The 24149-nt window shown below is 64.6% G+C and carries 19 protein-coding genes; 15 read left to right on the plus strand and 4 right to left on the minus strand.

Annotated elements, in window-relative coordinates; genetic code table 11:
- Nucleotides 1-8: 8 nt before the first annotated feature.
- The 15 genes from glgC (at nt 9) to EU800_RS04740 (ending at nt 17941) form a co-directional block, all read left to right on the plus strand.
- Nucleotides 9-1277: a glucose-1-phosphate adenylyltransferase gene (gene glgC, locus EU800_RS04670; protein ID WP_129629054.1), complete on the plus strand. Its 1269-nt coding sequence runs from the start codon at nt 9-11 to the stop codon at nt 1275-1277.
- The gene (glgA, locus tag EU800_RS04675) at nt 1274-2710 is read left to right on the plus strand and encodes a glycogen synthase GlgA (protein ID WP_129629056.1); all 1437 of its coding nucleotides are present in this window, start codon (nt 1274-1276) and stop codon (nt 2708-2710) included. The genes glgC and glgA overlap by 4 nt, the downstream gene beginning before the upstream one ends.
- Entirely contained in the window at nt 2707-4800 is a 2094-nt protein-coding gene (glgX, locus tag EU800_RS04680; RefSeq protein ID WP_129629058.1) for a glycogen debranching protein GlgX, read from the plus strand. The genes glgA and glgX overlap by 4 nt, the downstream gene beginning before the upstream one ends.
- On the plus strand, nt 4797-6740 hold the full coding sequence (malQ, locus tag EU800_RS04685; protein ID WP_129629060.1) for a 4-alpha-glucanotransferase: 1944 nt from the start codon (nt 4797-4799) through the stop codon (nt 6738-6740). Before glgX ends, malQ begins: the two co-directional genes overlap by 4 nt.
- 3 nt (nt 6741-6743) lie before the next feature.
- The gene (locus EU800_RS04690; RefSeq protein ID WP_129629062.1) at nt 6744-8375 is read left to right on the plus strand and encodes an alpha-D-glucose phosphate-specific phosphoglucomutase; all 1632 of its coding nucleotides are present in this window, start codon (nt 6744-6746) and stop codon (nt 8373-8375) included.
- A gap of 88 nt (nt 8376-8463) precedes the next feature.
- On the plus strand, nt 8464-10086 hold the full coding sequence (locus EU800_RS04695) for a substrate-binding domain-containing protein (RefSeq protein ID WP_129629064.1): 1623 nt from the start codon (nt 8464-8466) through the stop codon (nt 10084-10086).
- The gene (locus EU800_RS04700; protein ID WP_129629066.1) at nt 10086-10697 is read left to right on the plus strand and encodes a 5-bromo-4-chloroindolyl phosphate hydrolysis family protein; all 612 of its coding nucleotides are present in this window, start codon (nt 10086-10088) and stop codon (nt 10695-10697) included. The genes EU800_RS04695 and EU800_RS04700 overlap by 1 nt, the downstream gene beginning before the upstream one ends.
- A gap of 15 nt (nt 10698-10712) precedes the next feature.
- Nucleotides 10713-11798, plus strand: a complete 1086-nt coding sequence (locus EU800_RS04705; protein ID WP_129629068.1) for a hypothetical protein — start codon at nt 10713-10715, stop codon at nt 11796-11798.
- 135 nt (nt 11799-11933) lie between these two features.
- Nucleotides 11934-12236 carry a septum formation initiator family protein gene (locus tag EU800_RS04710; RefSeq protein WP_129629070.1) on the plus strand — a complete coding sequence of 101 codons (303 nt, stop codon included), beginning with the start codon at nt 11934-11936 and terminating at the stop codon, nt 12234-12236.
- A gap of 211 nt (nt 12237-12447) precedes the next feature.
- Nucleotides 12448-13458 (plus strand): pyruvate dehydrogenase (acetyl-transferring) E1 component subunit alpha, encoded by a 1011-nt coding sequence (pdhA, locus tag EU800_RS04715; protein WP_129629072.1) that lies wholly within the window; start codon nt 12448-12450, stop codon nt 13456-13458.
- Nucleotides 13459-13473: 15 nt separating this feature from the next.
- Nucleotides 13474-14847, plus strand: a complete 1374-nt coding sequence (locus EU800_RS04720) for a pyruvate dehydrogenase complex E1 component subunit beta (protein ID WP_129629074.1) — start codon at nt 13474-13476, stop codon at nt 14845-14847.
- A 10-nt stretch (nt 14848-14857) separates the two neighbouring features.
- Complete coding sequence (locus tag EU800_RS04725; protein ID WP_129629076.1) at nt 14858-16171, plus strand: pyruvate dehydrogenase complex dihydrolipoamide acetyltransferase; 1314 nt, start codon at nt 14858-14860, stop codon at nt 16169-16171.
- Nucleotides 16172-16345: 174 nt separating this feature from the next.
- Nucleotides 16346-16633, plus strand: coding sequence for a helix-turn-helix transcriptional regulator (locus EU800_RS04730; protein ID WP_129629078.1), 288 nt, complete (start codon nt 16346-16348; stop codon nt 16631-16633).
- Nucleotides 16633-17694 (plus strand): permease, encoded by a 1062-nt coding sequence (locus tag EU800_RS04735; protein ID WP_129629080.1) that lies wholly within the window; start codon nt 16633-16635, stop codon nt 17692-17694. The genes EU800_RS04730 and EU800_RS04735 overlap by 1 nt, the downstream gene beginning before the upstream one ends.
- Nucleotides 17695-17704: 10 nt before the next feature.
- A complete protein-coding gene (locus EU800_RS04740; RefSeq protein WP_129629082.1) occupies nt 17705-17941 on the plus strand; it encodes a thioredoxin family protein in 237 nt (78 codons plus the stop codon).
- Nucleotides 17942-18144: 203 nt separating this feature from the next.
- Here the strand turns inward: EU800_RS04740 and cysE are convergent, their stop codons facing one another.
- From cysE to EU800_RS04760, 4 genes are all read right to left on the minus strand, one after another.
- Nucleotides 18145-18963 carry a serine O-acetyltransferase gene (gene cysE / locus EU800_RS04745; protein WP_129629084.1) on the minus strand — a complete coding sequence of 273 codons (819 nt, stop codon included), beginning with the start codon at nt 18961-18963 and terminating at the stop codon, nt 18145-18147.
- Nucleotides 18964-19067: 104 nt separating this feature from the next.
- On the minus strand, nt 19068-19775 hold the full coding sequence (locus tag EU800_RS04750) for a DUF2793 domain-containing protein (RefSeq protein WP_129629086.1): 708 nt from the start codon (nt 19773-19775) through the stop codon (nt 19068-19070).
- Nucleotides 19768-23691, minus strand: a complete 3924-nt coding sequence (locus tag EU800_RS04755; RefSeq protein WP_129629088.1) for a glycoside hydrolase/phage tail family protein — start codon at nt 23689-23691, stop codon at nt 19768-19770. The genes EU800_RS04750 and EU800_RS04755 overlap by 8 nt, the downstream gene beginning before the upstream one ends.
- On the minus strand, nt 23691-24131 hold the full coding sequence (locus EU800_RS04760) for an NlpC/P60 family protein (RefSeq protein ID WP_129629090.1): 441 nt from the start codon (nt 24129-24131) through the stop codon (nt 23691-23693). The genes EU800_RS04755 and EU800_RS04760 overlap by 1 nt, the downstream gene beginning before the upstream one ends.
- Between the last annotated feature and the right edge of the window lie 18 nt (nt 24132-24149).

Consider the following 24149-nt stretch of genomic DNA (forward strand, 5'->3'; position numbering starts at 1 on the left):
GAATCCCGATGCCGAACTCTCATACGAGACTATCTTCGAGGGCGATGGCCTTCGTACTTGCCGGTGGCCGTGGCAGCCGCCTCAAGGAACTTACCGACACACGGGCGAAACCCGCGGTCTATTTCGGCGGCAAGGTGCGGATCGTCGATTTCGCGCTGTCCAACGCGCTCAATTCCGGCATCCGCAAGATGGCGATCGCCACGCAATACAAGGCGCATTCGCTCATCCGCCACTGCCAGCGCGGCTGGAACTTCTTCCGCGCAGAGCGCAACGAATATCTCGACATCCTGCCCGCCTCGCAGCGGATGGGCGGCGAGAACTGGTATATGGGCACCGCCGACGCGGTGCATCAGAACATCGACATCATCGACAGCTATCACGTGGATTACATCGTCGTGCTCGCCGGCGATCACATCTACAAGATGGATTACGAGATGATGCTGCAGCAGCATGTCGATGCCGGCGCGGACGTAACCATCGGCTGCCTGACGGTGGATCGCGAGGATGCCACGGCCTTCGGCGTCATGGCGGTCGACGCGACCGGTCGGATCATCGATTTCGTGGAGAAGCCCGCCGACCCGCCGGCGACGCCGGACGATCCGACGAAGGCGCTGGCCTCGATGGGGATCTATGTCTTCAACTGGAAATTCCTGCGCGAGATCCTGCTGGAAGACGCCCGCGACACCAATTCCAGCCATGATTTCGGCCATGACCTGATCCCGGCCATCGTCAAGAACGGCAAGGCCGTGGCGCATCGCTTCTCGGATTCCTGCGTGAAGTCGGACCCCGCCGCGCCCGCATACTGGCGCGATGTCGGCACTATCGACGCCTTCTGGAAGGCCAATATCGACCTGACGGACTTCACGCCCGAGCTCGACCTCTGGGACACCAACTGGCCGATCTGGACCTATTCCGAAGCAGTGCCGCCAGCGAAGTTCATCCATGACGAGAAGGGCCGGCGCGGCTCGGCGGTCTCCTCGATGATTTCGGGCGGCTGCATCATCTCGGGGACCGAGGTGCGCAACTCGCTGATGTTCACCATGGTAAAGACCAACTCCTTTGCGGTGCTCGACCATGCGGTGATCATGCCCTACGTGACGGTGAGCCGGCACGCCCGGCTCTCCAACGTGGTCATCGACCGCGGCGTGACGATCCCCGAGGGGCTGGTCGTCGGCGAGGATCCGGAAGAGGACGCCAAGTGGTTCCGGGTCTCCGAGAACGGTATCACGCTGATCACCCAGGACATGCTCGACAGAAGGGATGCCGCGCTGTCATGAAGGTCCTCTCCGTTGCGTCCGAGATTGCCCCGCTGGTGAAGACGGGAGGGCTCGCCGACGTGGTGGGCGCCCTGCCCGCCGCGATCCGGGCCCAGGGGGTCGACATGCGGACCCTCGTGCCGGGCTATCCGGTCATCCTCAAGGCGCTCAAGGGCGGCGTTCAGGTGATGACCGAGGGCAACCTCTTCGGCGGGCCGGTGCAGGTGCTCCTGGGCGAGGCCGTGGGCCACAAGCTCTATGTGCTCGACGCCTCGCATCTCTTCTGGCGTGACGGTGGGCCCTACGCGGCGCCCGACGGATACGAGTGGTGGGACAATGCCGAGCGCTTCGCAGCGCTTTCCTGGATCGCGGCGCGACTGGCCCATGAGAGCGACCAAAAGGGCTGGAAGCCCGATGTGGTGCAGGCGCATGACTGGCAGGGCGGCTTCGCGCCGGTCTACATGCAGCGGCTTGGCGCGTCGCATGACACCGGCTCGGTGATGACGATCCACAACATCGCCTATACCGGCTCGGTCGGCGCCGACGCGATGCGTGACCTGCGCCTGCCCTGGGAGGGCTACAACGCCGGCGGCTTCGAATTCTACGGCCGGATCTCAGCCCTGAAGGCCGGGATCGCCTATGCCGACAAGGTCAACACAGTCTCGCCGACCTATGCCAGGGAGCTCACCACGCCGGAATTCGGCATGGGCTTCGACGGCACGCTCGCGCACAAGGGCGGTGATTTTTCCGGCATCCTCAACGGTATCGACGTCGACGTCTGGAACCCGGCGACCGATCCCCATATCGAGACCTACAAGGTGCTGCGCGGCAAGCTGAAGGCGCGGGCCGCGCTGGTTGCCGAGATGGGGCTCGCGGAGGCGTCCGGCCCGCTCTGCGTCGTGGTCTCGCGGCTGACCGAACAGAAGGGGCTCGACCTGCTGCTCGCCGCCCTGCCCGGGCTGCTGGCGCGCGGCGGGCAGCTCGCGCTGCTCGGCTCGGGAGATCCCTGGCTCGAGGGGCAGTTCCGCGAGGCGGCAGCGCGGCATCCCGGGCATGTCGCGGTGCGCATCGGCTATGACGAAGCGCTTTCCCACCGGCTCATTGCCGGCGGCGACGCGATCCTCGTGCCGTCGCGCTTCGAGCCCTGCGGGCTCACCCAGCTCTACGGACTGCGCTACGGCACGGTGCCGGTTGTCGCCATGACCGGCGGGCTCGCCGACACGGTGATCCCTCTGACGGTCGCCACCCGCATCGCCGGGGTCGCGACCGGGCTCCTGCACGCACCGGGCAACGCCGCCGCACTCAGCGAGGCACTCGGCACGCTTTGCGACGTCTGGGCCAATCCCGGGCTCTACCAGCAGATGCAGCGCAACGCGATGAAGCACCCGGTCGGCTGGGATGTCTCCGCCGCGGAATATGCCGCGCTCTTCAAAGAGGCCGCGAAAACCCCGTGAGGCATCCCGAATTCGTCCTATCTGCCGGCCGCCCGGCCCCGCTCGGCGCGACGTTCGATGGCGATGGCGTGAATTTCGCCGTCTTCTCGCAACATGCGACGGCGATGGAGGTGTGCCTGTTCTCCGAGGACGGACGCAAGGAGACACAGCGGCTGCGGCTGGCGGAGCGCGAGGGCGATGTCTGGTATGGCTATGTCTCGGGCCTCCGGCCGGGGCAGTATTACGGCCTGCGCGCACATGGCCCGTACCGCCCAGACGAGGGACACCGGTTCAACCCCAACAAGCTGCTGCTGGACCCCTATGCCAAGCGGCTCACCGGCAAGCCGGTCTGGCACGACGCGCTGATGGGCTACCGGGTCGGCTCGAACGCGCGGGACTTGAGCTTCGACACCCGCGACAGCGCACCCTACATGCCGCGCTGCGTGGTCGAGGACACGGCCTTTTCCTGGGGCTACGACCACCATCCGCGCACGCCGATCGAAGACACGATAATCTACGAGACCCATGTGAAGGGGTTCACCCAGCTGCACCCGAAGGTCGCGCCGGAAGGCACCTTCCTCGGGCTCTCCACCGACCCGATGCTGGAATATTTCAGCCGCCTCGGCATCACCGCGATCGAGTTGCTGCCGGTGCAGTCCTTCCTCACCGACCGGTTTCTCGAGGACAAGGGTCTCTCGAACTACTGGGGCTACCAGACGCTCGGCTTCTTCGCCCCCGACCCGCGCTACCTCTCCGAAGCCAAGATCAGCGAGTTCCAGCAGATGGTGGCCCGGCTCCACCATGCCGGCATCGAGATCATTCTCGACGTGGTCTACAACCACACCTGTGAGGGCAGCGAACTCGGGCCGACGCTGAGCTTCCGTGGCCTCGACAACCGTTCCTACTACCGTCTGATCCAGGACAAGCGCTACTACATCAACGACACCGGCACCGGCAACACGCTCAACCTCGACCACCCGATGGTGCTCCGGATGGTGATGGACAGCCTGCGCTACTGGGTGCAGGTGATGCATGTCGACGGCTTCCGTTTCGACCTCTGCTCGACGCTCGGCCGAACCGATTTCGGGTTCGATCCCGGCGCGAGCTTCTTCGATGCGATCCGCCAGGACCCGGTGCTGACCCACGTCAAGCTTATCGCCGAGCCCTGGGATATCGGCCCCGGCGGCTACCGGCTCGGTGGCTTCCCGCCGCCCTTCCACGAGTGGAACGACCGCTTCCGCGACGGCGTGCGCCGCTTCTGGCGCGGCGATCCGGGCCGCGCGCCCGATCTCGCCGGCCGGCTGACCGGCTCGGCCGCCGAATTCGACCACTCCGGCCGGCCGGCCACCGCCAGCGTGAACCTCATCACCGCCCATGACGGCTTCACGCTCGAGGATGTCGTCAGCTACAACGGCAAGCACAACCTCGCGAATGGCGAGGACAACCGCGACGGCCATTCGGAGAACTACTCAGACAATTTCGGCTGGGAAGGCCCGACCGACGATGCCAAGATCAAGGCCGCGCGCGACCGCCGAAAGCGGGCGATGCTGGCGACGCTGATGCTGAGTCAGGGCACCCCGATGCTGCTTGCCGGCGACGAGATGGGACATTCGCAGAAGGGCAACAACAACGCCTATTGCCAGGACAACGAGATTTCCTGGATCGACTGGGACAATGTCGACGAGGCGCTGACCGATTTCACTGCCGATCTGATCAAGTTCCGCCGCGAACACCCGATCCTGCGCCAGAAGGTCTTCCTGCATTCGAGGGAGCGCAGGATCGACGGGCGCGAGGATCTGTTCTGGTGGCGTGCGGACGGCAAGCCGATGTCCACGCCGGACTGGGTCGATCCGGGCCTGAAGCTGGTCTGTGTCGAGATGCGCACCGCGTCGAACACGCCGATCTATGCCGCCACCGAGAACGCCATCTTTGCCGTCTTCAACGCCGGCGAGGACGCAAAGGTCCGCCTGCCGACGCCGCCCAAGCGGGCGCGCTGGCTCTGGGCGATCGACAGCGCCGAGCCGGGTCGCGCCGAGACCGGCGTGCGCAAGCCCGAGGTGACAGTGGAATCGCAATCGGTTGCGGTCTTCGTGCTGGAGCATTCCGCATGACCGGGGCGCTTCGGGAACTGGCGCATCTGGCCGGCATATTCGACGATTACTGGGACCAGAAGGGGACGCGCCGGGCCACCGGGGCGGAAACCGACCGGGCGCTGCTGCGCGCGATGGGCTTCGCGGTTGACGATGACGCCCAGACAGAGGCGTCCCTGGCCCGCTTCAAGGCGGAGCGGGAATCGCGCGCCCTGCCCCGCTGGCTGATCCTCGAACCCGACGAGACGGCCCGCGCGGAGCTTGCCGCGGACGCCGAGATGATCCGGCTCGACCGGGAGGACGGAAGCAGCATCCGCCTTCCGACCGGACCGGACCCGGCACTCCCGCCCGGTTCCACGATCGAGATCCCGCCACTGCCCGTTGGCATTCACGTGCTGTCGGTAGACGGCGTCGAGACCACCCTTCTTGTTGCCCCCGCACGCCTGCCGCTGCCCGACCCCGGCTGGGGCGTGACGCTGCCGCTCTACGGGCTTCGGACGGAGGCCGAAGGCGGGCTCGGCGACTATGCCGATCTGAAGCTTGCCGTCACCGCGCTCGGCGGCGCTGGCGCGAGCTTCGTCGGGATGAACCCGGTCCATGCCGGCTTCCCGACCGACAGCGCGGCCTTCAGCCCTTATTCGCCCTCGCACCGGCGGCGCCTCTCGACGATGCATATCGCCGTCGGCCCCGACCGGCCGGTGAATCGCGGGAGGTTGATCGATTATGCCGGGATCCTTCCGGCCCACCGCGCCGCGCTCGAGCGCGCCTTCGAAGCGTTCGAAGCTGCCGGCGGCGGCGCCGCGTTCGATGCCTGGGTGGCCACCGAGGGCGGCTCGCTGGAACGTTTCGCCACGCACCAGGCGCTGGCGGACCTTCACGGCCCCTACTGGTTGACCTGGGAGACGGGCCTCCAGAACGCCCACAAGGCCGACGCGATCGCCTTCCGCGAGGCGAATCCAGCCGCAATCCGGTTCCATTGCTGGCTGCAATGGACCGCGGAGCAGCAGCTTGCGGAGGTCTCCGAAGCGGCCAATGAGGCCGGAATGCGATTTGGCCTCTATCTCGACTTGGCCGTGGGCACCCATCCGCATGGCGCGGAAACATGGTCGGACGGGTCGGTCTTTGCCAAGGGTGTCTCGCTCGGCGCGCCGCCCGATGCGTTCTCCGCCGAGGGGCAGTGCTGGGCGCTGGCGCCGTTCAACCCGTATGCGCTCGCGGCGATGCATTTCCGCCCGCTGGCGGAGACACTGCGCCGGCAGATGCGGTTCGCCAAGCTGCTCCGGATCGACCATGTCCTCGGTTTCGAACGCGCCTTCTGGGTGCCAACCGACAGCGACGCGCCCGGGACCTATGTCGTCATGCCACGCGAGGCGATGCTCGCCGTGGTCCGGATCGAGGCGGCACGGGCGGGGGCGACGGTGATCGGAGAGGATCTGGGCAACGTCCCGGATGGCCTTCAGGAAGCGATGGCGCGTTCCGGCCTGCTCGGCTGCCGGCTGGTGATGTTCGAACAACCGCATCATGCCGAGTTCCGGCAGCCCGAAGACTACAGCGAGACGGCGCTGGCCTCCTTCGGCTCCCATGACGTGCCGACCTGGGCCGGCTGGCGCGCAGGCTCGGACGTCACGCTGCGCCATGAACTGGGAGAACTGGACGCCCCCGCCTATGCCGACGCGATGTCGTGGCGCGCGGACGAAGTCGCGGCGTTCGACGCGCTGGCAGGCACCGACGGGCCCGACCCGGACGGGATGCACCGCTTCCTGGGCCGAGTCGCAAGCCGGCTTGTTGCATTGCAGATCGAGGATATTCTGGGCGTGGAAGAACAGGCGAACCTGCCCGGCACCGTCGACAGCTACCCCAACTGGCGTCGACGCCTGCCCGTCGGCGCCGCCGGGCTCGCGGGCCACCCGGCTGTGGCGCGCGCGGCAGACATCATGAAGGACACCGGCCGACAGGAGTGAGCTATGGAACGCATCACCGTTCAGACGCAGCCGATCGAGGGACAGAAGCCCGGTACCTCCGGATTGCGAAAGAAGACCAACGTTTTCATGGAGCCACGTTTCCTCGAAAATTTCGTCCAGTCGATCTTTACCGGCATCGGCGGCGTCGCCGGCAAGGTTCTGGTGCTCGGTGGCGACGGGCGCTATTTCAACGACCGCGCCGCGCAGGTGATCCTGCGCATGGCAGCCGCACAGGGCTGCGCGAAGGTGATTGTCGGGCAGAACGCGCTGATGTCGACGCCCGCGGCCTCCAACATGATCCGCAAGCGGAAGACCGATGGCGGCATCATCATGTCGGCCTCCCACAACCCGGGCGGGCCGAAGGAGGATTTCGGCGTCAAGTTCAACACACCCAATGGCGGGCCGGCACCCGAGGAGGTCACGAACCGGATCTTCGCGGCGACGAAGAAGGTCACGTCCTACGACATCCTCGTTGGCGAAGATGTGGACCTCTCGCAAATCGGTGAGAGCCAGCTCGGCGAGATGGTGGTCGAAGTGGTGGACCCGGTGGCGGATTACACCGAGCTGATGGAGAGCCTCTTCGACTTCGACGCCATCGCGAAGCTCATCGCCGGCGGCTTCACTATCCGTTTCGACGCGATGCACGCGATCACCGGCCCCTATGCCAGGGCGATCCTCGAGGACCGGCTGGGCGCGCCGGCGGGCACCGTGATCAACGCCGTGCCGCTGCCCGATTTCGGCGGTGGCCACCCCGACCCGAACCCGACATGGGCGAAGGACCTGATGGACGAGATGTTCTCCGAGGACGGCCCCGAATTCGGCGCCGCCTCGGACGGCGACGGCGACCGCAACATGATCGTCGGCCGCAACACCTATGTCTCGCCGTCGGATTCGCTCGCCGTTCTCGCCGCCAACGCCCATCTCGCGCCAGGCTATGCCGCGGGGCTCAAGGGCGTGGCGCGCTCGATGCCGACCTCCGGCGCCGTCGACCGGGTCGCCGCGAAGCGCGGGCTCGACTGCTACGAGACGCCCACGGGCTGGAAGTTCTTCGGCAACCTGCTCGATGCCGGCCGCGCCACGCTCTGCGGCGAGGAGAGCTTCGGCACCGGCTCCGACCATGTGCGCGAGAAGGACGGGCTCTGGGCGGTGCTGCTCTGGCTCAACATCCTCGCGGCCAACGGGAAATCGGTGAGCCAGATGCTTGACGACCACTGGGCGGAGTTCGGGCGCAACTACTATTCGCGGCACGATTACGAGGGCGTCGATCTCGAGGCCGCCGAGGGGCTCATGCAGGCCCTGCGCGACCGGTTCGGCGATCTGCCCGGCCAGGAGTTCCACGGCAAGCGGGTCTCGAGCGCGGACGAGTTCGCCTATGACGATCCGGTCGACGGCTCGCATTCCGCCGGACAGGGCATTCGCATCGGGTTCGAAGGCGGCGGGCGTGCGGTCTTCCGGCTCTCGGGCACCGGCACCGTCGGAGCGACGCTTCGGGTCTATCTCGAGGATATCTGCGAGGATCCGGCGGCCATGCACCGGGACGCTCAGGACGCGCTGGCCGACATCATCGCCGCTGCCGATGCCATCGCCGGTATTCACGAGCGCACCGGCCGGTCCGGACCGGATGTGCGTACGTGATCTGAGCGATGTCATAAATCCGTTACATTGAGACCGTACCTCCATTGGAGGAGGCGGCCCAAGCCGACCCTCTCGCCCGATCCAGGCATTGAGCGGAAAGGCAACGGCCAGGAAGAAAGCGGCACTTCTCATCGCCATCGTCGCGCTGGTCGCTTTCGTCATACTTGGCCAGATCCCCGGCGGACCGAGGACACAGCTCTCTATCGTCTCCGGGTCGGAGAACGAGGGGCTGGAGCCGATCATTGCCGAATGGGCGGAGAAGAACCGGGTCGACGCGACGGTCACCTATCTCGGCTCGGTCGATATCAGCCGGGAGATCTCCAAGGGAGCGGAGACTGACTTCGACGCCGTCTGGCCGGCGAACTCGCTCTGGATCGAGCTCGGGGACACGCAGAAGGTGGTCAAGCATCGCGAGTCGATCCTGCGCTCGCCGGTGGTCCTTGGGCTGAAACGGCCTATCGCGGAAAAGCTCGGCTGGGTCGGGCGCGACGACATCACCATCCAGATGATCCAGGAGGCGGCGACGGCGGGCGCGTTCCGCCTCGCCATGACCTCCGCGACGCAGTCCAACTCGGGCGCGTCGGCCTATAACGGCTTCCTCTACGCGCTGTCCGGCGATCCCGACCTTCTGACAATGGAGGATCTGGAAGACCCGGAGGTGCAGGCGGGCGTGAAGTCCCTGCTGGCGCAGGTGGACCGGTCTTCGGGCTCCTCGGGCTGGCTCAAGGAGTCGCTCGTCGAAAATCCGGCGGCCTATGACGCGATGATCAATTACGAGGCGATGGTTCTGGAGGCCAACCTGGCGCTGGAGACGGCTGGCCAGGAGCCCCTCTACATCGTCTACCCGGCCAACGGGCTGTCGGTTGCCGACAGCCCGCTGGGGATGATCGACAAGGGCGACCCGGACAAGGAGGAGGCCTTCCTGGCGTTGCAGAAGCACCTTCTCTCGCCCGAGACACAGGAGTCGCTGGTCGCAGCGGGTCGGCGGGCGGGATTGATCGGGCTCTCGGCAAGCGCCAATGACGAGATCTGGAACCCGGCCTGGGGTGCCGATCCCGACCGCGCCATCGCGCCGGTTCCGACGCCCTCGACCGAGGTCATCGCCGAGGCGCTGCGGCTCTACCAGACCGAGCTTCGCAAGCCTTCCCTGACGGTCTGGGTGCTCGACGTCTCGGGCTCGATGGAGGGTGAACCGCTCGCCCAGCTCAAGCAGGCGATGGGCCTCCTGCTCGACCCGGCGGCGGCGGCGGTGAACCTGCTGCAACCCTCCTCGCGGGACGTCACCATCATCATTCCCTTCAACCACGAGACACAGAAGCCGACCGTGGTCGAGGGAGGCGAGAGCACGGATCTCGCGGCGGCGCTGCAGAGAGTCAACACGCTGGAAGCCGGTGGCGGCACCGATCTCTACTACGCGATCTTCCAAGCCTTCGAAACGCTGAAGCCCTATAACGAGGCAGGGACGCTCTTCGACTACCTTCCGGCGATCGTGGCGATGACCGACGGCGCCTCGGACGTGATCAACCGCGAACCGCTCCTCTCCTACATGAACGATCTCGGCTTCGGTCGCGACGTGCCGATCCACGCCATTTCTTTCGGTGCGGCCGACGAGGCGCAGCTCAAGGAGCTGAACCAGGAGACGGTCGGACGGCTGTTCAACGCCGGATCGGACCTCGCGAAGGCGCTGCGCAGCGCCAAGGGTTACAACTGATGCGCCTGCCGGACGGACCGCGCCAGGTGGTGGCCGGCCTCCTCGCGGCGGCGGCCTTTCTCGGCCTCTATTTCGGCCTGAGCCTCGTTGTCTGGCTGGCGCTGGTGCTGGCAGTGGCGGTCTACGCGGCGGCGCTCCTGCTGATCGGGCGAAGACGGACGCTTGAGGAGATCAACCTCGGCACATCCGTCTCTGCGGCGGACATCCAGAGCGCAGCGGCGACGCTCCAGGACGCACAGCAGCGGCTCGAACGCGCCGCGGGCAAGGCGCCGGAAGCGGATACGCCGGCGATCCTCGACATGGCAAGCCATGTCGGCTCGATCCGCCGCTCGGTGCTGGAGGACCCGGAGGACTACCGGCCCGCGCGGCGGTTCATCACCTTCTATCTTCCGAACATCGTCAAGACGGTGGAGAGCTACGTCAAGCTCGCAGGCCAGGCGCGGGGCGAGAAGGCGGCGCGGCTGCACGACCTCTCCGGCCAGATCCGGCGCTTCGGCGAAGTTGTCGAGCGGATCGACGCGGCCTGTATCGAGAACGACCTGCGGGCGCTGGAGGTCGAGGTGGATGTGCTCTCGGGCCAGCTCGACCGGGTGCGGATGCGCGGCAGTTGAGGCAAGGGAAATGAGATGCAGAAGACGCTGATCGGGCTGGTGATCCTCGGAATCGTGGCGGCCATCGCCGTGGCGGTGAACACGCTCGACATGGGCGGGGTGACGCGCCAGCGCGAACGGCGGGAACCGGTGGATGTCTCGATCTACTACGGCGGTGAGAAATCGGCGCTTCTGGGCAACGAGGCGGTGCGCCGGATCCTCGAGCACGACTACCGGATCACGCTGGACGCGCAGAAAGCCGGGTCGGTGGAGATGGCAACGACGCTGCCGGTCACGGGCAAGGATTGCATCTGGCCCTCGAACGCCGTCGCGGTGGAGCTGGCGAAGCGTAGCGGCAAGACCGTGCTTGGCGAAGAGACGATCTTCAACTCTCCGGTGGTGTTCTACGCCTGGTCCGAGGTGGCCGATGCGCTCGCCGCGAAAGGTGTCGTGTCCGAGAAGGACGGCTTTCTCGTTGCCGATGTCGCCCGGATCGGCGCGCTGATCGAAAGCGGCGCGAGATGGAAGGAGGACCTCGGCGTCAATGTCTATGGCCGTTTCAAGATCTCCTCGACCCATCCGGCGAAATCCAACTCGGGCAATATCTGGTCCGCCTTACTGGCGACGACGCTGAACGGCGGCGAGACGCCGGTGCCGGGGGACCTGCCGGGTCTGCTGCCGAAGATCACCGACTATTTCGCGCAGATGGGCCATATGGAGGCCAGCTCGGGCGACATCTTCGAGAACTTCCTCAAACAGGGGCTCGGGGCACGGCCGATCATCGTCGGCTACGAGAACCAGCTGGTCGAGTTCCTCACAGCGAATGCGGACTATGAAGAACTGATCAAAACCAAGATCCGTGTGATCTATCCCGAGCCGACGATCTTCGCCTCGCATCCGCTGATCTCGCTCACCGACCACTGCAAGCGGCTGGCCGAGGCGCTGGTCGATCCCGCGTTGCAGCGGATCGCCTCGGCCGAGCACGGGTTCCGCACCGGACTGATCGGGGTGGAGAACGATCCGGCCGATATTGGCGTGGCGGCGCTGCCCGAAACCATCACATTTGTCGCGCCGATGCCCTCGGCCGAGGTCATGGAAGCGGTGATCTCGGCGGTGCGCTGAGGCCGGTGTTGCCGCGACGACTCACCCGAGCGCCGCAACGACTGAACCTATCCATTTGGAGGATTCACAAAGCCTCGCGTCTGTGACAGGATCGCGCCGATGTCGCCCGACAAGAGGCGGCGCTGAGGCAGGCATATGAGCAGTTCCGCATCGCGCCCGGCGGTCAAGACCGCAGCTTTCGTGACAATCTTCCTGTTGCTGGCGATGTATTTCACCTTCGCCGCGATGCAGGGGGATTTCGGGTTGTTCCGCCGCATCGAGATCGAGGCCGAGACGCGCGCGCTCGAGGCAGAAAAGGCGAAGCTCGAGGCCGAGGTGGCAAGGCTCTCCAACAAGACGCGCCGCCTCTCCGAGGATTATCTCGACCTCGATCTGCTCGACGAACAGGCGCGCACGGTGCTCGGGCTGATCCGGGTCGACGAGATTGTCATCCGATGACTTCGGCGCGATGACCGCGGCCAGGGGGAGTGACCCCAGCTCCGGCGAGACCACCCCTTGCGGCTCAGCATCCCGCGGCATGCATAGCGGCCTTTCGCGCCGGCATGGCTGAATTGCCAACCCTCACGGAGTTTTTCCGTGCAGCCCCGCGCGGGCTCTGATAAAGATAATTCAACATTAAACTATTCTCTGGCGAGGGGAGGCCCTGCGAATGGCAGCGCGACGGACCACCAAGAAACCGAATGTCTCGAAGGAGGAGATGCTCGGCTATTACCGGGACATGCTGATGATCCGGCGATTCGAGGAGAAGGCCGGCCAGCTCTATGGCATGGGGCTGATCGGAGGCTTCTGCCACCTCTATATCGGCCAGGAGGCCGTGGTGGTCGGGCTTGAGGCGGCGGCCGAGGAAGGCGACAAGCGCGTGACCTCCTATCGGGACCATGGGCACATGCTCGCCTGCGGCATGGACCCCAAGGGCGTCATGGCCGAGCTCACCGGCCGCGAGGGCGGCTACTCCAAGGGCAAGGGCGGCTCGATGCACATGTTCTCCAAGGAGAAGCATTTCTACGGCGGCCACGGCATTGTTGGCGCGCAGGTGCCGATCGGCGCCGGCCTCGCCTTCGCCGACAGGTATAACGAGAACGGCCGCGTGACCTTCACCTATTTCGGCGACGGCGCGGCCAACCAGGGCCAAGTCTACGAAACCTTCAACATGGCGGCGCTCTGGCAGCTTCCGGTGGTCTTCGTGATCGAGAACAACCAGTATGCGATGGGAACGGCGCAGCAGCGTTCGACCTCGTCGCAGGAGATCTACAAGCGCGGTGCCGCCTTCGGCATTCCGGGCGAGGAGGTCGATGGGATGGACGTTCTCAAGGTCAAGGAGGCCGGCGAGAAGGCGGTTGCGCATTGCCGGGGCGGCAAGGGTCCCTACATCCTCGAGGTCAAAACCTACCGCTACCGCGGCCACTCGATGTCGGACCCGGCCAAGTATCGCACCCGCGAGGAAGTGCAGAAGATGCGCGAAGAGCGTGATCCGATCGAGGCGATCCGGCAGTTGCTGCTGACCGGCGAACATGCCACCGAGGACGAACTCAAGGCGGTCGACAAGGAGACCAAGGACGTGGTCAACGCCGCCGCCGAATTCTCCAAGGAGAGCCCCGAGCCCGGTGTTGACGAGCTCTGGACCGACATTTACGCCGACGTGGCGCCGCAGAACGCCTGAGGGGAGACGAGAGAGATGGCAACCGAAGTATTGATGCCCGCCCTGTCGCCGACCATGGAGGAAGGCACGCTGGCGAAATGGCTCGTGAAGGAGGGCGACACGGTCGCCTCCGGCGACATTCTGGCCGAGATCGAGACGGACAAGGCGACGATGGAATTCGAAGCAGTCGACGAGGGGATCGTCGGCAAGATCCTCGTCGCGGCCGGCAGCGAGGGCGTGGCCGTGAACACGCCGATCGCGATCATGGTCGAAGAAGGAGAGGATGTTGACGCCGCCGTCAGCGCGGCATCGGAGAGCAGCGAGCCCCCTGCCCCGGCCGAGGCCGAGGCGGCGCCAAGCGCTCCCGCCGCGCCCAAGGCCCCGGTCGAGAGCCACACGCTCGAGCCGGATTACCCGGAAGGCACCGAGATGAAGAGCCAGACGGTCCGCGAAGCACTGCGCGACGCGATGGCCGAAGAGATGGAGCGCGACGGAAGCGTCTTCCTGATGGGCGAGGAAGTCGCCGAGTACCAGGGTGCCTACAAGATCAGCCAAGGCCTTCTCGACAAGTTCGGCGCCAAGCGGGTGATCGACACGCCGATCACCGAGCACGGCTTCGCCGGTATCGCTGTTGGCGCCGCCTTTGGCGGCCTCCGGCCGATCGTCGAGTTCATGACCTTCAACTTCGCGATGCAGGCCATCGACCAGATCATCAACTCCGCGGCCAAGACGCTCTACATGTCCGGCGGACAGATGGGCTGCCCGATCGTCTTCCGCGGACCGAACGGCGCCGCCGCCCGGGTCGCCGCCCAGCACAGCCAGGACTACGCCGCCTGGTACGCCCAGATCCCGGGCCTGAAGGTCGTCCAGCCCTACAGTGCCTCCGACGCCAAGGGTCTGCTGAAATCGGCTATCCGCGACCCCAACCCGGTGATCTTCCTTGAGAACGAGATCCTCTATGGCCGCAGCTTCGAGGTTCCCGCGCTCGACGACTACACCGTTCCCTTCGGCAAGGCCCGGATCTGGCGCGAAGGCGAGGACGTGACGATCGTAAGCTTCGGCATCGGCATGCAATATGCTCTGGAGGCGGCCGAAAAGCTGGCCGAGGACGGCATCTCGGCAGAGGTGATTGACCTGCGCACACTGCGCCCGCTCGACTACGACACGCTGATTGCATCGGTCAAAAAGACCAACCGCTGCGTGACTGTCGAGGAGGGTTTCCCGGTGGCCTCGATCGGCAACCACCTCTCGGCCTACATCATGGAGAACGCCTTCGATTATCTCGATGCGCCGGTGATCAACTGCACCGGAAAGGACGTTCCCATGCCCTATGCCGCCAATCTCGAAAAGCTCGCGCTGGTGACGACGGACGAGGTGATCGCCGCCGTCAAGGCCGTGACCTACCGCTGAGGAGCCTGACATGCCCACGGAAGTTCTGATGCCGGCCCTGTCTCCGACCATGGAGGAAGGCACGCTGGCGAAATGGCTGGTGAAGGAAGGCGACACCGTCTCCTCCGGCGACCTCCTGGCCGAGATCGAGACCGACAAGGCAACGATGGAGTTCGAGGCCGTCGACGAAGGCGTGATCGGCAAGATCCTCGTCGAAGCGGGCTCGGAGGGGGTGAAGGTCAACACGCCCATTGCCGTGCTGCTGGAGGAAGGCGAGAGCACCGACGATATCGAGACGATGTCAGAGGCGCCCGCCCCCAAGGCGGCTTCGGATGAGGATGCGGACGCAGACACGGCCCCGGCCAATGGCTCGGAAGCGCCAGCAACACCGGCGCCAGCCGCCCCCACAGGCTCCGACGGCACTCGCATCTTCGCGAGCCCCCTCGCCCGCCGTATCGCCGCCCAGAAGGGGCTCGATCTGGCGCAGGTCAAGGGGTCCGGCCCCGGCGGACGGATCGTGAAGGCCGATGTCGAGGCCGCCGAAGCTGCGCCGGCGCCAAAGGCCGACAAACCAGCGGAGAAAGCAGCCGCCCCGGTTGCCGCCGCGCCCGCCGGTGCGTCCGCCGATGCCGTCGCGAAGATGTATGCCGATCGTCCCCACGAGGAGGTCAAACTCGACGGAATGCGCAAGACCGTCGCGGCACGCCTCACCGAGGCCAAGCAGACGATCCCGCATTTCTACCTGCGCCGCGACGTCCGGCTCGACGCATTGCTGAAGTTCCGCTCGACGCTGAACAAGCAGCTGGAAACACGCGGTGTGAAGCTCTCGGTGAACGACTTCATCATCAAGGCCTGCGCGCTCGCGCTCCAGCAGGTTCCGGCGGCCAACCGGGTCTGGGCCGGCGACCGGATGTTGCAGCTCAAGCCGTCCGATGTCGCCGTTGCCGTCGCTGTGGATGGCGGCCTGTTCACGCCTGTGCTGAAGGACGCCGAGATGAAGAGCATCTCGGCGCTGTCGGCAGAGATGAAAGACCTCGCCTCCCGCGCCCGAGACCGCAAGCTTGCGCCGCATGAATATGTCGGCGGGACCTTCGCGATCTCCAACCTCGGCATGTTTGGCATCGACAATTTCGATGCCGTCATCAACCCGCCGCACGGCGCCATCCTGGCCGTCGGAGCCGGATCCAAGAAACCGGTCGTGGGTGAGGACGGCGAGCTTACGGTCGCCACGGTGATGTCGGTCACGCTCTCGGTTGATCATCGGGTCATCGACGGTGCGCTCGGCGCGGAACTGCTGCAGGCCATCATCGGCAATCTCGAAAACCCGATCGGCATGCTCGCCTGATCTCGCGGGCCGCGATCAGGATCGCGGCCCGCCCTTGCTTCCCGACAGACGACATCGAACCCCGCGACGGTCATCCACCTCGCGGGGTTTCGCTCGTTGCGACATCATGGAGCTTGAAGGAACATGCGTTAGAACGCATATGCGGCAGGACGCATTTGCGAACGAGGCTGTTCGATGCAGGATTTTCTGACGGCACTTGCGGATCCCGTAAGACGCGCTGCGTTGGCGATTGTCTGGGACGGCAGCGAGCATTGCGTCTGCGAACTCATGGCCAAGCTCGACGCGACACAGAGCCGGATGTCGCGCCATATGAAAACGCTAAAGCTTGCAGGCATTGTCGTCGACCGACGCGACGCGCAATGGGTGCGCTACCGACGCAACCCGAATCTGCCGCCCGAACGCATCGCTATCGTCGATGCCGTGCTTGACGCCGAGCGGGCATCCGACCGGGAGATCGCCTGATGGCCGAGACACACGCGGCTCCGATCTCCCCGCAATGGTCGCCGCGCGCTCGGCATGGGGCCGTCGTGGCATCCATCTTCGTTTGGTACGCTGTCTATTCGCAGCTTCCCTCAGTCTCGGAATGGATCGTGTCCTTGCTGCCCGTGAACCGGCAAAGTCACGCCGGTGAGGCGCTGGCATTTTTCTTCTACGACGTTCCCAAGGTTCTGCTTCTGCTCACGCTCATTGTCTTCGCGATGGGCGTTCTTCGCAGCTATTTCAGCGCGGAGAAGACCCGAGCCGTTCTGTCCGGCAGACGAGAGGGTATTGGCAACGCCATGGCAGCGGGCCTCGGCGTGCTGACACCGTTCTGTTCCTGCTCTGCGGTGCCGCTCTTCATCGGTTTCGTCTCGGCGGGCGTCCCACTCGGCGTGACCTTCTCCTTCCTCATCGCCGCCCCCATGGTCAATGAAGTGGCGTTGGTTCTCCTGGTCGGCCTGGTCGGCTGGCAGGTTGCCGTGACTTACCTTGTCTTCGGACTCGGGATCGCCATGGCCGCCGGATATGTGATCAGCAGGTTGCGCCTCGAAGGCTGGTTACAAGAATGGGTGCGGAACATACATGTCGGCAGCGCTATTCCGCCTGGACCCGACGAGGAAGCGCTCGGACTGGCCGACCGATATAGGATGGGGATCGAGGCGGTCCGGGAAATCTTCGCCAAGGTCTGGATCTGGATCATCCTCGGCATCGCAATGGGCGCGCTGATCCACGGTTTCGTGCCGGAAGAGCTCATGGTCCGGATCACGGGCGCGGATGCCTGGTGGTCGGTGCCGGCGGCTGTCGTGATCGGGATCCCGATGTACACCAACGCCGCGGGCGTGATACCGATCGTCGAGGCCTTGATCGGCAAGGGGGCCGCTCTCGGGACCGTGCTCGCCTTCATGATGAGCGTGATTGCGCTGTCTCTGCCCGAGATGATCATCCTTCGCCAGGTTCTCACGCTCCGCCTGATCGCTGTTTTCATCGGCGTCGTCGGCTGCGGCATCCTGATGGTCGGATACCTGTTCAACCTGCTGTTCTGAGAGAGGAAGAATGAAAACCATCAAAGTGTACGGCCCCGGCTGCAAACGCTGTGAAGCCACTGCCGAACTGGTCCGAGAAACGGCGCAATCGCTCGCTATCGAAGTCGATGTTGAAAAAGTGACGGATCCCCACGCCATCGCCCTTGCCGGAGTCATGTCGACGCCCGGCATTACGATCGACGGCAAGCTTGTTCACGCCGGTGGCCTTCCAGACGTCGCGAAGCTTGCATCCTGGCTGAAGGCGTGACGACGTCCCACTGGACGGTCAAGGAACGGCAGTGGAATTACCCATAACATGCAATCGGCTGATCTTCACTGGTCGCCCGTAGCGAGCAGCGCCAAGGCGCCTGAGAAGGATGACATCCGCAACGCCCCGACTGGATCACTCGGCAATCAACTTCGGGCAATCCTTCTGGAAAAGCCGCTCTCTGAATCCTGCTTATTCGTGCGCTATTCCTTCAAGCCGCAGTCGCACAGCATTTGATCCATCGAGACAGAAGGCTGAGAGCATCCCGCCTCACCGACGATCTTCGCCGGGACGCCGGCCACCGTGACATGGGCCGGTATGCTCTCCAGCACCACGGAACCCGCGGCAATCCGACTGCATTCGCCGATCGCGATGTTGCCGAGAATCTTCGCCCCTGCCCCGATCAACACGCAATCGCCGACCTTCGGATGCCGGTCGCCATCTTCCTTTCCGGTCCCGCCAAGCGTCACCGCGTGCAGCATGGAAACATTGTCGCCCACCACGGCCGTCTCGCCGATGACAATGGAATGAGCGTGATCGATCATGATCCCACGCCCGATGCGCGCAGCCGGATGGATGTCGACGCCGAAGACCTCGGATGTCCGCATCTGCAGGAAATACGCCATGTCGCGCCGGCCGTTCTCCCAGAGCCAGTGACCGACCCGATAGGCCTGCATGGCCTGAAACCCTTTGAAGAAGAGGATCGGCTGCAGCAATCGATGGCATGCCGGGTCGCGCTCGAGCGTCGCCACGAGGTCCGCCCGTGCCGCCGCGCCAAGCTCCGGTTCCGTTGAGTAGGCCTCGTCGCCAATCTCCCGCAGGATCTGCTCCGACATCTCACCCGAGGCCAGCTTCAAGGCCATCCGGTATGAAAGCGCGCGTTCTAGGGAGGGATGATGCAACAGGCTGGAGTGAATGAGTCCGCCAAGAAGCGGCTCGTCCCGAACGGCCTTGTTGCCTTCATCCCGAATGCGGCTCCAGACCGGGTCTACGGTCTGTAATTTGTCGCGTGGCTCAAGCATCGCATGCCCTCCTGTTCGCAAAGGCTGCTTCCAATCTAGGCGCAGCCTCTCCAATCTGAAAGACGAAAACCGGAAATCACGCGTATGCTACCTCAGCGTGCCCCTCAGACGGGAAGGTCAATACGATAAACATGCGCCGCCAACCGCAACCGTCCCCCGGAAAATTCACCGCCATCGGGTGAAATCCGAACGGACTTTCCCGCATAGATCGCCGTTGGCTGCGACAGAAGCCCCGTGCAATAGGACCCCGCCGCCAGCCCCATCCCGGTGCCGAATGTGACCGTGCCATCATCGAGATCGAGCGTCCAGCTGGTCGCGGTTCCGGTGATCTCCTCGACCACACGCGCCGAACAGGCGAAGATCATTGACGTCGCCGGGATGTCCAGTCCGACAAGCTGGCTGCCACCTTCTGTCAGACTGTGATCCGCCTCGATGGTTTCGAAAAGTGACGCCGCCCCACTCGGTGCGCCGGCAATCATTCCGGACCGCCAATCGCCCTGAACGTAGGTCGCGCGAACATGCTCGTCCGTGATCCATGCGGACCACCCGGCCTGAGGCGTGGCGAAGACCCAACCGCCATTGCTGGCGATGGCAAGCTTTCCGTCCTGCCCGGCCCAGCCGCCGGTCGCGCCGGCCGGAACACCAAAGCAATCACCATCCACGAAGCTCACCGGAGGATTGGCGATGGACCGGGATTGCAGCGAGATCTGCGCCAACCCGTCGAGCCGTACCAGCGCTTCATTCACGGTCACATGCTTCTGCGCCTGGCTCGGCTGAAGCAGCGGAAGTCCGAGGGCCTTGGTTTCACTCATCGATCTCAATCCTCTGGAATGGGCCGGCACCGTAGCGCTCGGACAATTGGGCAACCCGCAACGCAAAAGAGCCAACTAATGCATCTTCTGCGCGCATCGCTGCCGTGTAGAGCCATGTCGGCTTGACCACCGTCGCTTCTCGAACAATCGCCTCGGACTGCAACACCTGGACGAGGTATTGCTCGCTCTCCTCTCCGAGCGGAATATCCAGCCCCTCCCAACTGTCGCCATCGATCCGGCTTCGGCGGATCCAGCTCGCCCGGAGTCCTCCATCGGTTTCCGGCAGGGCTTTCAGGTGGGCGGGACTGTAGGGTCTCAGCCCGACGCTCGTCGCCGTGTGGACCAGATGGACAAACGAACTGTCGCCGTAGCCGCGATCCGACGGGCCGACGCGATAGTGGCGTTCCAGTCCGCGCGCGGAACTCGGAAGATCGATCTGGAGCGGACCGCCATCGAGCACCACCACCTTGCTGGACGCCGGCCACACGTCGGGCATGGTGGCGTCGGTGCCAAGTTGCCCACGCAGAAGCTTGCGCAAAACGTAGGTGTTCTCGGCAACCAGTTCGGCTTCAGCGAATTGCAGCATTTCCCAGTCGTCGCCTGCTCCATTGCCGATCGCCATGGCGTTCGCGCCATTCAGAAGCGCTGTGCACGACGCCGAAGACAGTGTCCCACCGCTGACCCGGATCCGGAGCGCCGCTCCGAGGTCGGGCAGGCCCGGCGTGGCCGCCGCCAGGGGCGTCTCTGTCAGGCCGATGATCGACGGTTCATCGACCACGATATTTAGCCTGTAGCCGTCATCCTCCGATGAGGAATAAAGAGCCACCGATCCCGGCCAGGGGTCCGCCGCGGATGCAAGATAAGGCGCTGTAGGATTTTCGTTGCCCGTCAAGAGTGGCAGATCGAGCAGTCTGGCGGCGACGGGCGCGGCAAACTTGGGTGCCGGCAGCGCAACCGGTTCCAGTACATCCGCAGAGGGTCGGAACAGATCCGGCTCAACGCGCACCGCCTCGATCTTTTGCGCCTCGCCGAACTCCGCGCGATCGACCCTGTAATTCGCCCGGCAGTCGCCGTATTCGAGTGCGATCACGTCGCCGGCCTGCACATGCGCGGCCGAAGGCGGCAGGATGAAACTTGCCGTATCGCGTGCGATACGTGACTCGCTCAGCCAACTTTCGACGATACGTCGCCCCTCGCTATTGGTGAGGCACAGCGGAAGATCCGTGGCAGATACCGTCTGTTCCTCCTCATCGGGAAGCCCCGCCTCGGAGGTCCGGGTCTCGAAAGCCGCATCCGCCTGAACATAGTTCAAGCGCACTTTGCCCGGGGACTCGCTCGAAGATGCCCGCAGAAGGCTCAGCGTTCCTTCCTTGTGTTCGACGAGGGTCCCCTCATCGATATCGACATCGGACTGACCGGTGCGCGTCCGAAACCAGAGCTTGCCTTCCCGCTCCGCCGCATCGAACCCGTAAGCAAGCTCCAGCGGCTGCAGGGATGTCCGCGCCCCCGCCGTCTCGTCGATACTATACCCGCGAACAAGGCCGTAGAGTTCGCTGACGTCGAGCGCCTGCACGCCGGCCTGTCCACAGATATCCGCCACGACGGCCGCGAGGGACTGCGACGTCGCCCGTCCGTTCAGCCAGTGCCCGAGTGTGTAGTTCTCGCCATCGCTCCAGATGTCAGAACGGGCCGGGAAATCCGGATAGGGCCGCGCGTCCCATGCCCAGACATGGGCATGCACCAGGTCAACCATTGGCGCCCCATAGACAGCCGAAACCGGATTGTTGGCTGGATCATTCCAGAACTGATAGGTCGCGCGCAGATATTGCATCTGCACAAAATCGTCCCGCAACCCGTTCGAAAACCAGGGCAAACGCGATTCCGACGATTTCGGATCCACGAACTTGTTGGGCTGGTTCGTACCCTTGTCGACCGCAGCACACCCAATCTCCGTGAACCAGATTGGCTTGCTCTGCGGCTGCCACGCCGTCGCGTTGCTTTGCCTCTGACCGCCGATCCGCTCGTGGTGCGGCTTGCTCCACCAGTTCCAGATATCCTTGTAACGGAAGATCCAGGGTTCGCCGTAAGCGCCGTCGGTTATGGCAAGTCGCGCCTGCGCATCCCGTCCGGCCTCATCGGAATAATACCAGTCAAAGCCCTCTCCGCCCGAGATATTCGCTTTCAGATAGTCGAGGTTGTAGATCGACTTCCATCCGGCATCGGCATGATCGTGGCTGTCGCGCCAATCCGAAATCGGCATGTAATTGTCGATACCGACGAAATCGATATCGTCGCTGCCCCAGAGCGGATCGAGATGGAAGAGGACGTCTCCCGAACCGTCCTGCGGGTGGTAGCCGAAATATTCGCTCCAGTCGGCCGCATAGCCGATCTTCGTTTGCGATCCGAGAATGGAGCGCACATCGCTTGCCAGGGCCACGAGTTCTTGAACAGCAGGAAAGCGGTTCCCGGCGCCCCGGATCTGCGTGAGGCCCCGCATCTCGCTGCCAATGCAGAAGGCGTCAACACCACCTGCCTCGGCACAAAGATGCGCGTAGTGCAGAATAAAGCGCCGGAACGACCATTCCTGTGACCCAGAGTAGGAAACAGTTCCGCCACCACCGACGAAATCCTCCGGCCCAGCCGCGCCGAAGAAATCCGCAACTTCGTTCTCCGCTGCTGCAGTTTCATCCGAGGATCCCGGGCGACCCGGTGCGACTTCAGTCGTGATCCTTCCCCTCCATGGAAGCTTGGGCTGCTCCACGGCGTCAGACCACGGGTCCGGAAGCCCGTTTCCGGCGAGTTGCTCCATCAGAATGAACGGGTAGAAGACGACCGATTTGCCACCCGCCTTCAGGGCCTGGATTGCTTCAACCACGGACCGGTCTGTCGGTGTGCCTCCGTAGACCGGCCGCCCGTCGATCCGCGGCACCTCCTGTGCATCCGCACGTTCCAGCCCGCTGACCGACCACGCGATCCTGTCGCCCTCGTGCTGCGTCTGCTCGACCTTCGGCCTGATTTCGCAGTACCCGCAGCGCAAATCATTGCCAAACCACGAGACAACAAGCGAAACCGATTTGCAGGCCGGCAATTCGGTCTGCATCTGCTGCAACGACGTCTGGAAATCGGTGAGACCACTGTTGGAGTTCACATTGCTCGTCTGCGCCCAACCGAAGATGTTCGTGTAGTTCACTCGCGTCGTGGCGAGCGAATACTCACCGGTCCCGGGAATCAGAGCAACGGCACGAATGGTCCGAGACAGGCTTTCCTCGTCGTCGGGAACAAGTGCCGGATCCGTCGCGCGCAGGATTTCGAAAGAGAATTGCGGCACACGATTGCCGAATTGCGAGAGCTGCAGGTCCTCGAAGACGACATAGGCCAACCCTCGGTATGCCGGTGCATTTTCCGCCCCCTCGACGGCCGAGATCTTTGGGTCAGGAACCTGGTCTTCGGAGCCACTGTAGACGCGCATGTTCAGGTCTTCGCGGGAGACCTCCATTCCGTCGGCCCAGATCCGGCCAACTCCAAGGATCTGGCCTTCGCAGAGCGCGACGGCGAGACTGATCGAATAGCTGTATTTCTTCGTCGTGGTGCCGCCACCACCGCCGCCCTTTCCTCCGACCTCCTCCTTCTTGACCCGTTCGCGGAACCGGCTCGACCAGATCACCTGTCCGCCCGAACGCACACGTCCGTAGTGGGTCCCAATCGCCGTCCCCTCGCTGGCCCCGGTGAGACGGAAGCGCTCGATCTTCCCGGTCTCGATCACCTCGCTGCCGCTTCCCAGCAGACGCTGGTCGATCACACGCCCCAGCGTCGCCCCGATCGCCCGCCCGACAACCGCCGTCGAAAGCCCCAAGAACGTGCCCCCGAAAGAACTGCCGAGCGCAGCCCCCGCGGCGGAGAACAGGATGGTTGCCATCAGTCATATCCTTCTGGAAACTCGAACCGGGCAACGATCCGCTGCCGCAGCGGTTGGGAAAGCGGGCTCTCGATCACGGCGTGCCCCTGGTAGGCATGGATCACGCTGGGCAGCAGCTCCCGAACCGAGAAAATCCCCAGGTGCTTCGCGACGCTGCCCTGCCGCATCCGAAACAGCAGGACGTCACCCGGCTCAGGCGATTCACTCGGGTCTCGTTGAAGCAGATGCCGCATTGCCGCCTGCCAAAGACGCTCTTCGCCCGACGCTTCGGACCAATCCGCCGAGTACCCCGGCACCGTCTCCGGCTCCGCGCCGAACAGCTCCCGCCAGACACCGCGAACCAACCCGAGGCAGTCCGTTCCCACCCCCTTGACCGATGCCTGATGACAGTAGGGCGTCCCGATCCAATCCCGTGCGATCTCCATCACGCGTTCTCGCATGCGCTCCACCTTTCAGTC

This window comes from Tropicimonas sp. IMCC6043, from assembly GCF_004146235.1.
In the GTDB taxonomy this organism is placed as follows: Bacteria; Pseudomonadota; Alphaproteobacteria; order Rhodobacterales; family Rhodobacteraceae; genus Tropicimonas.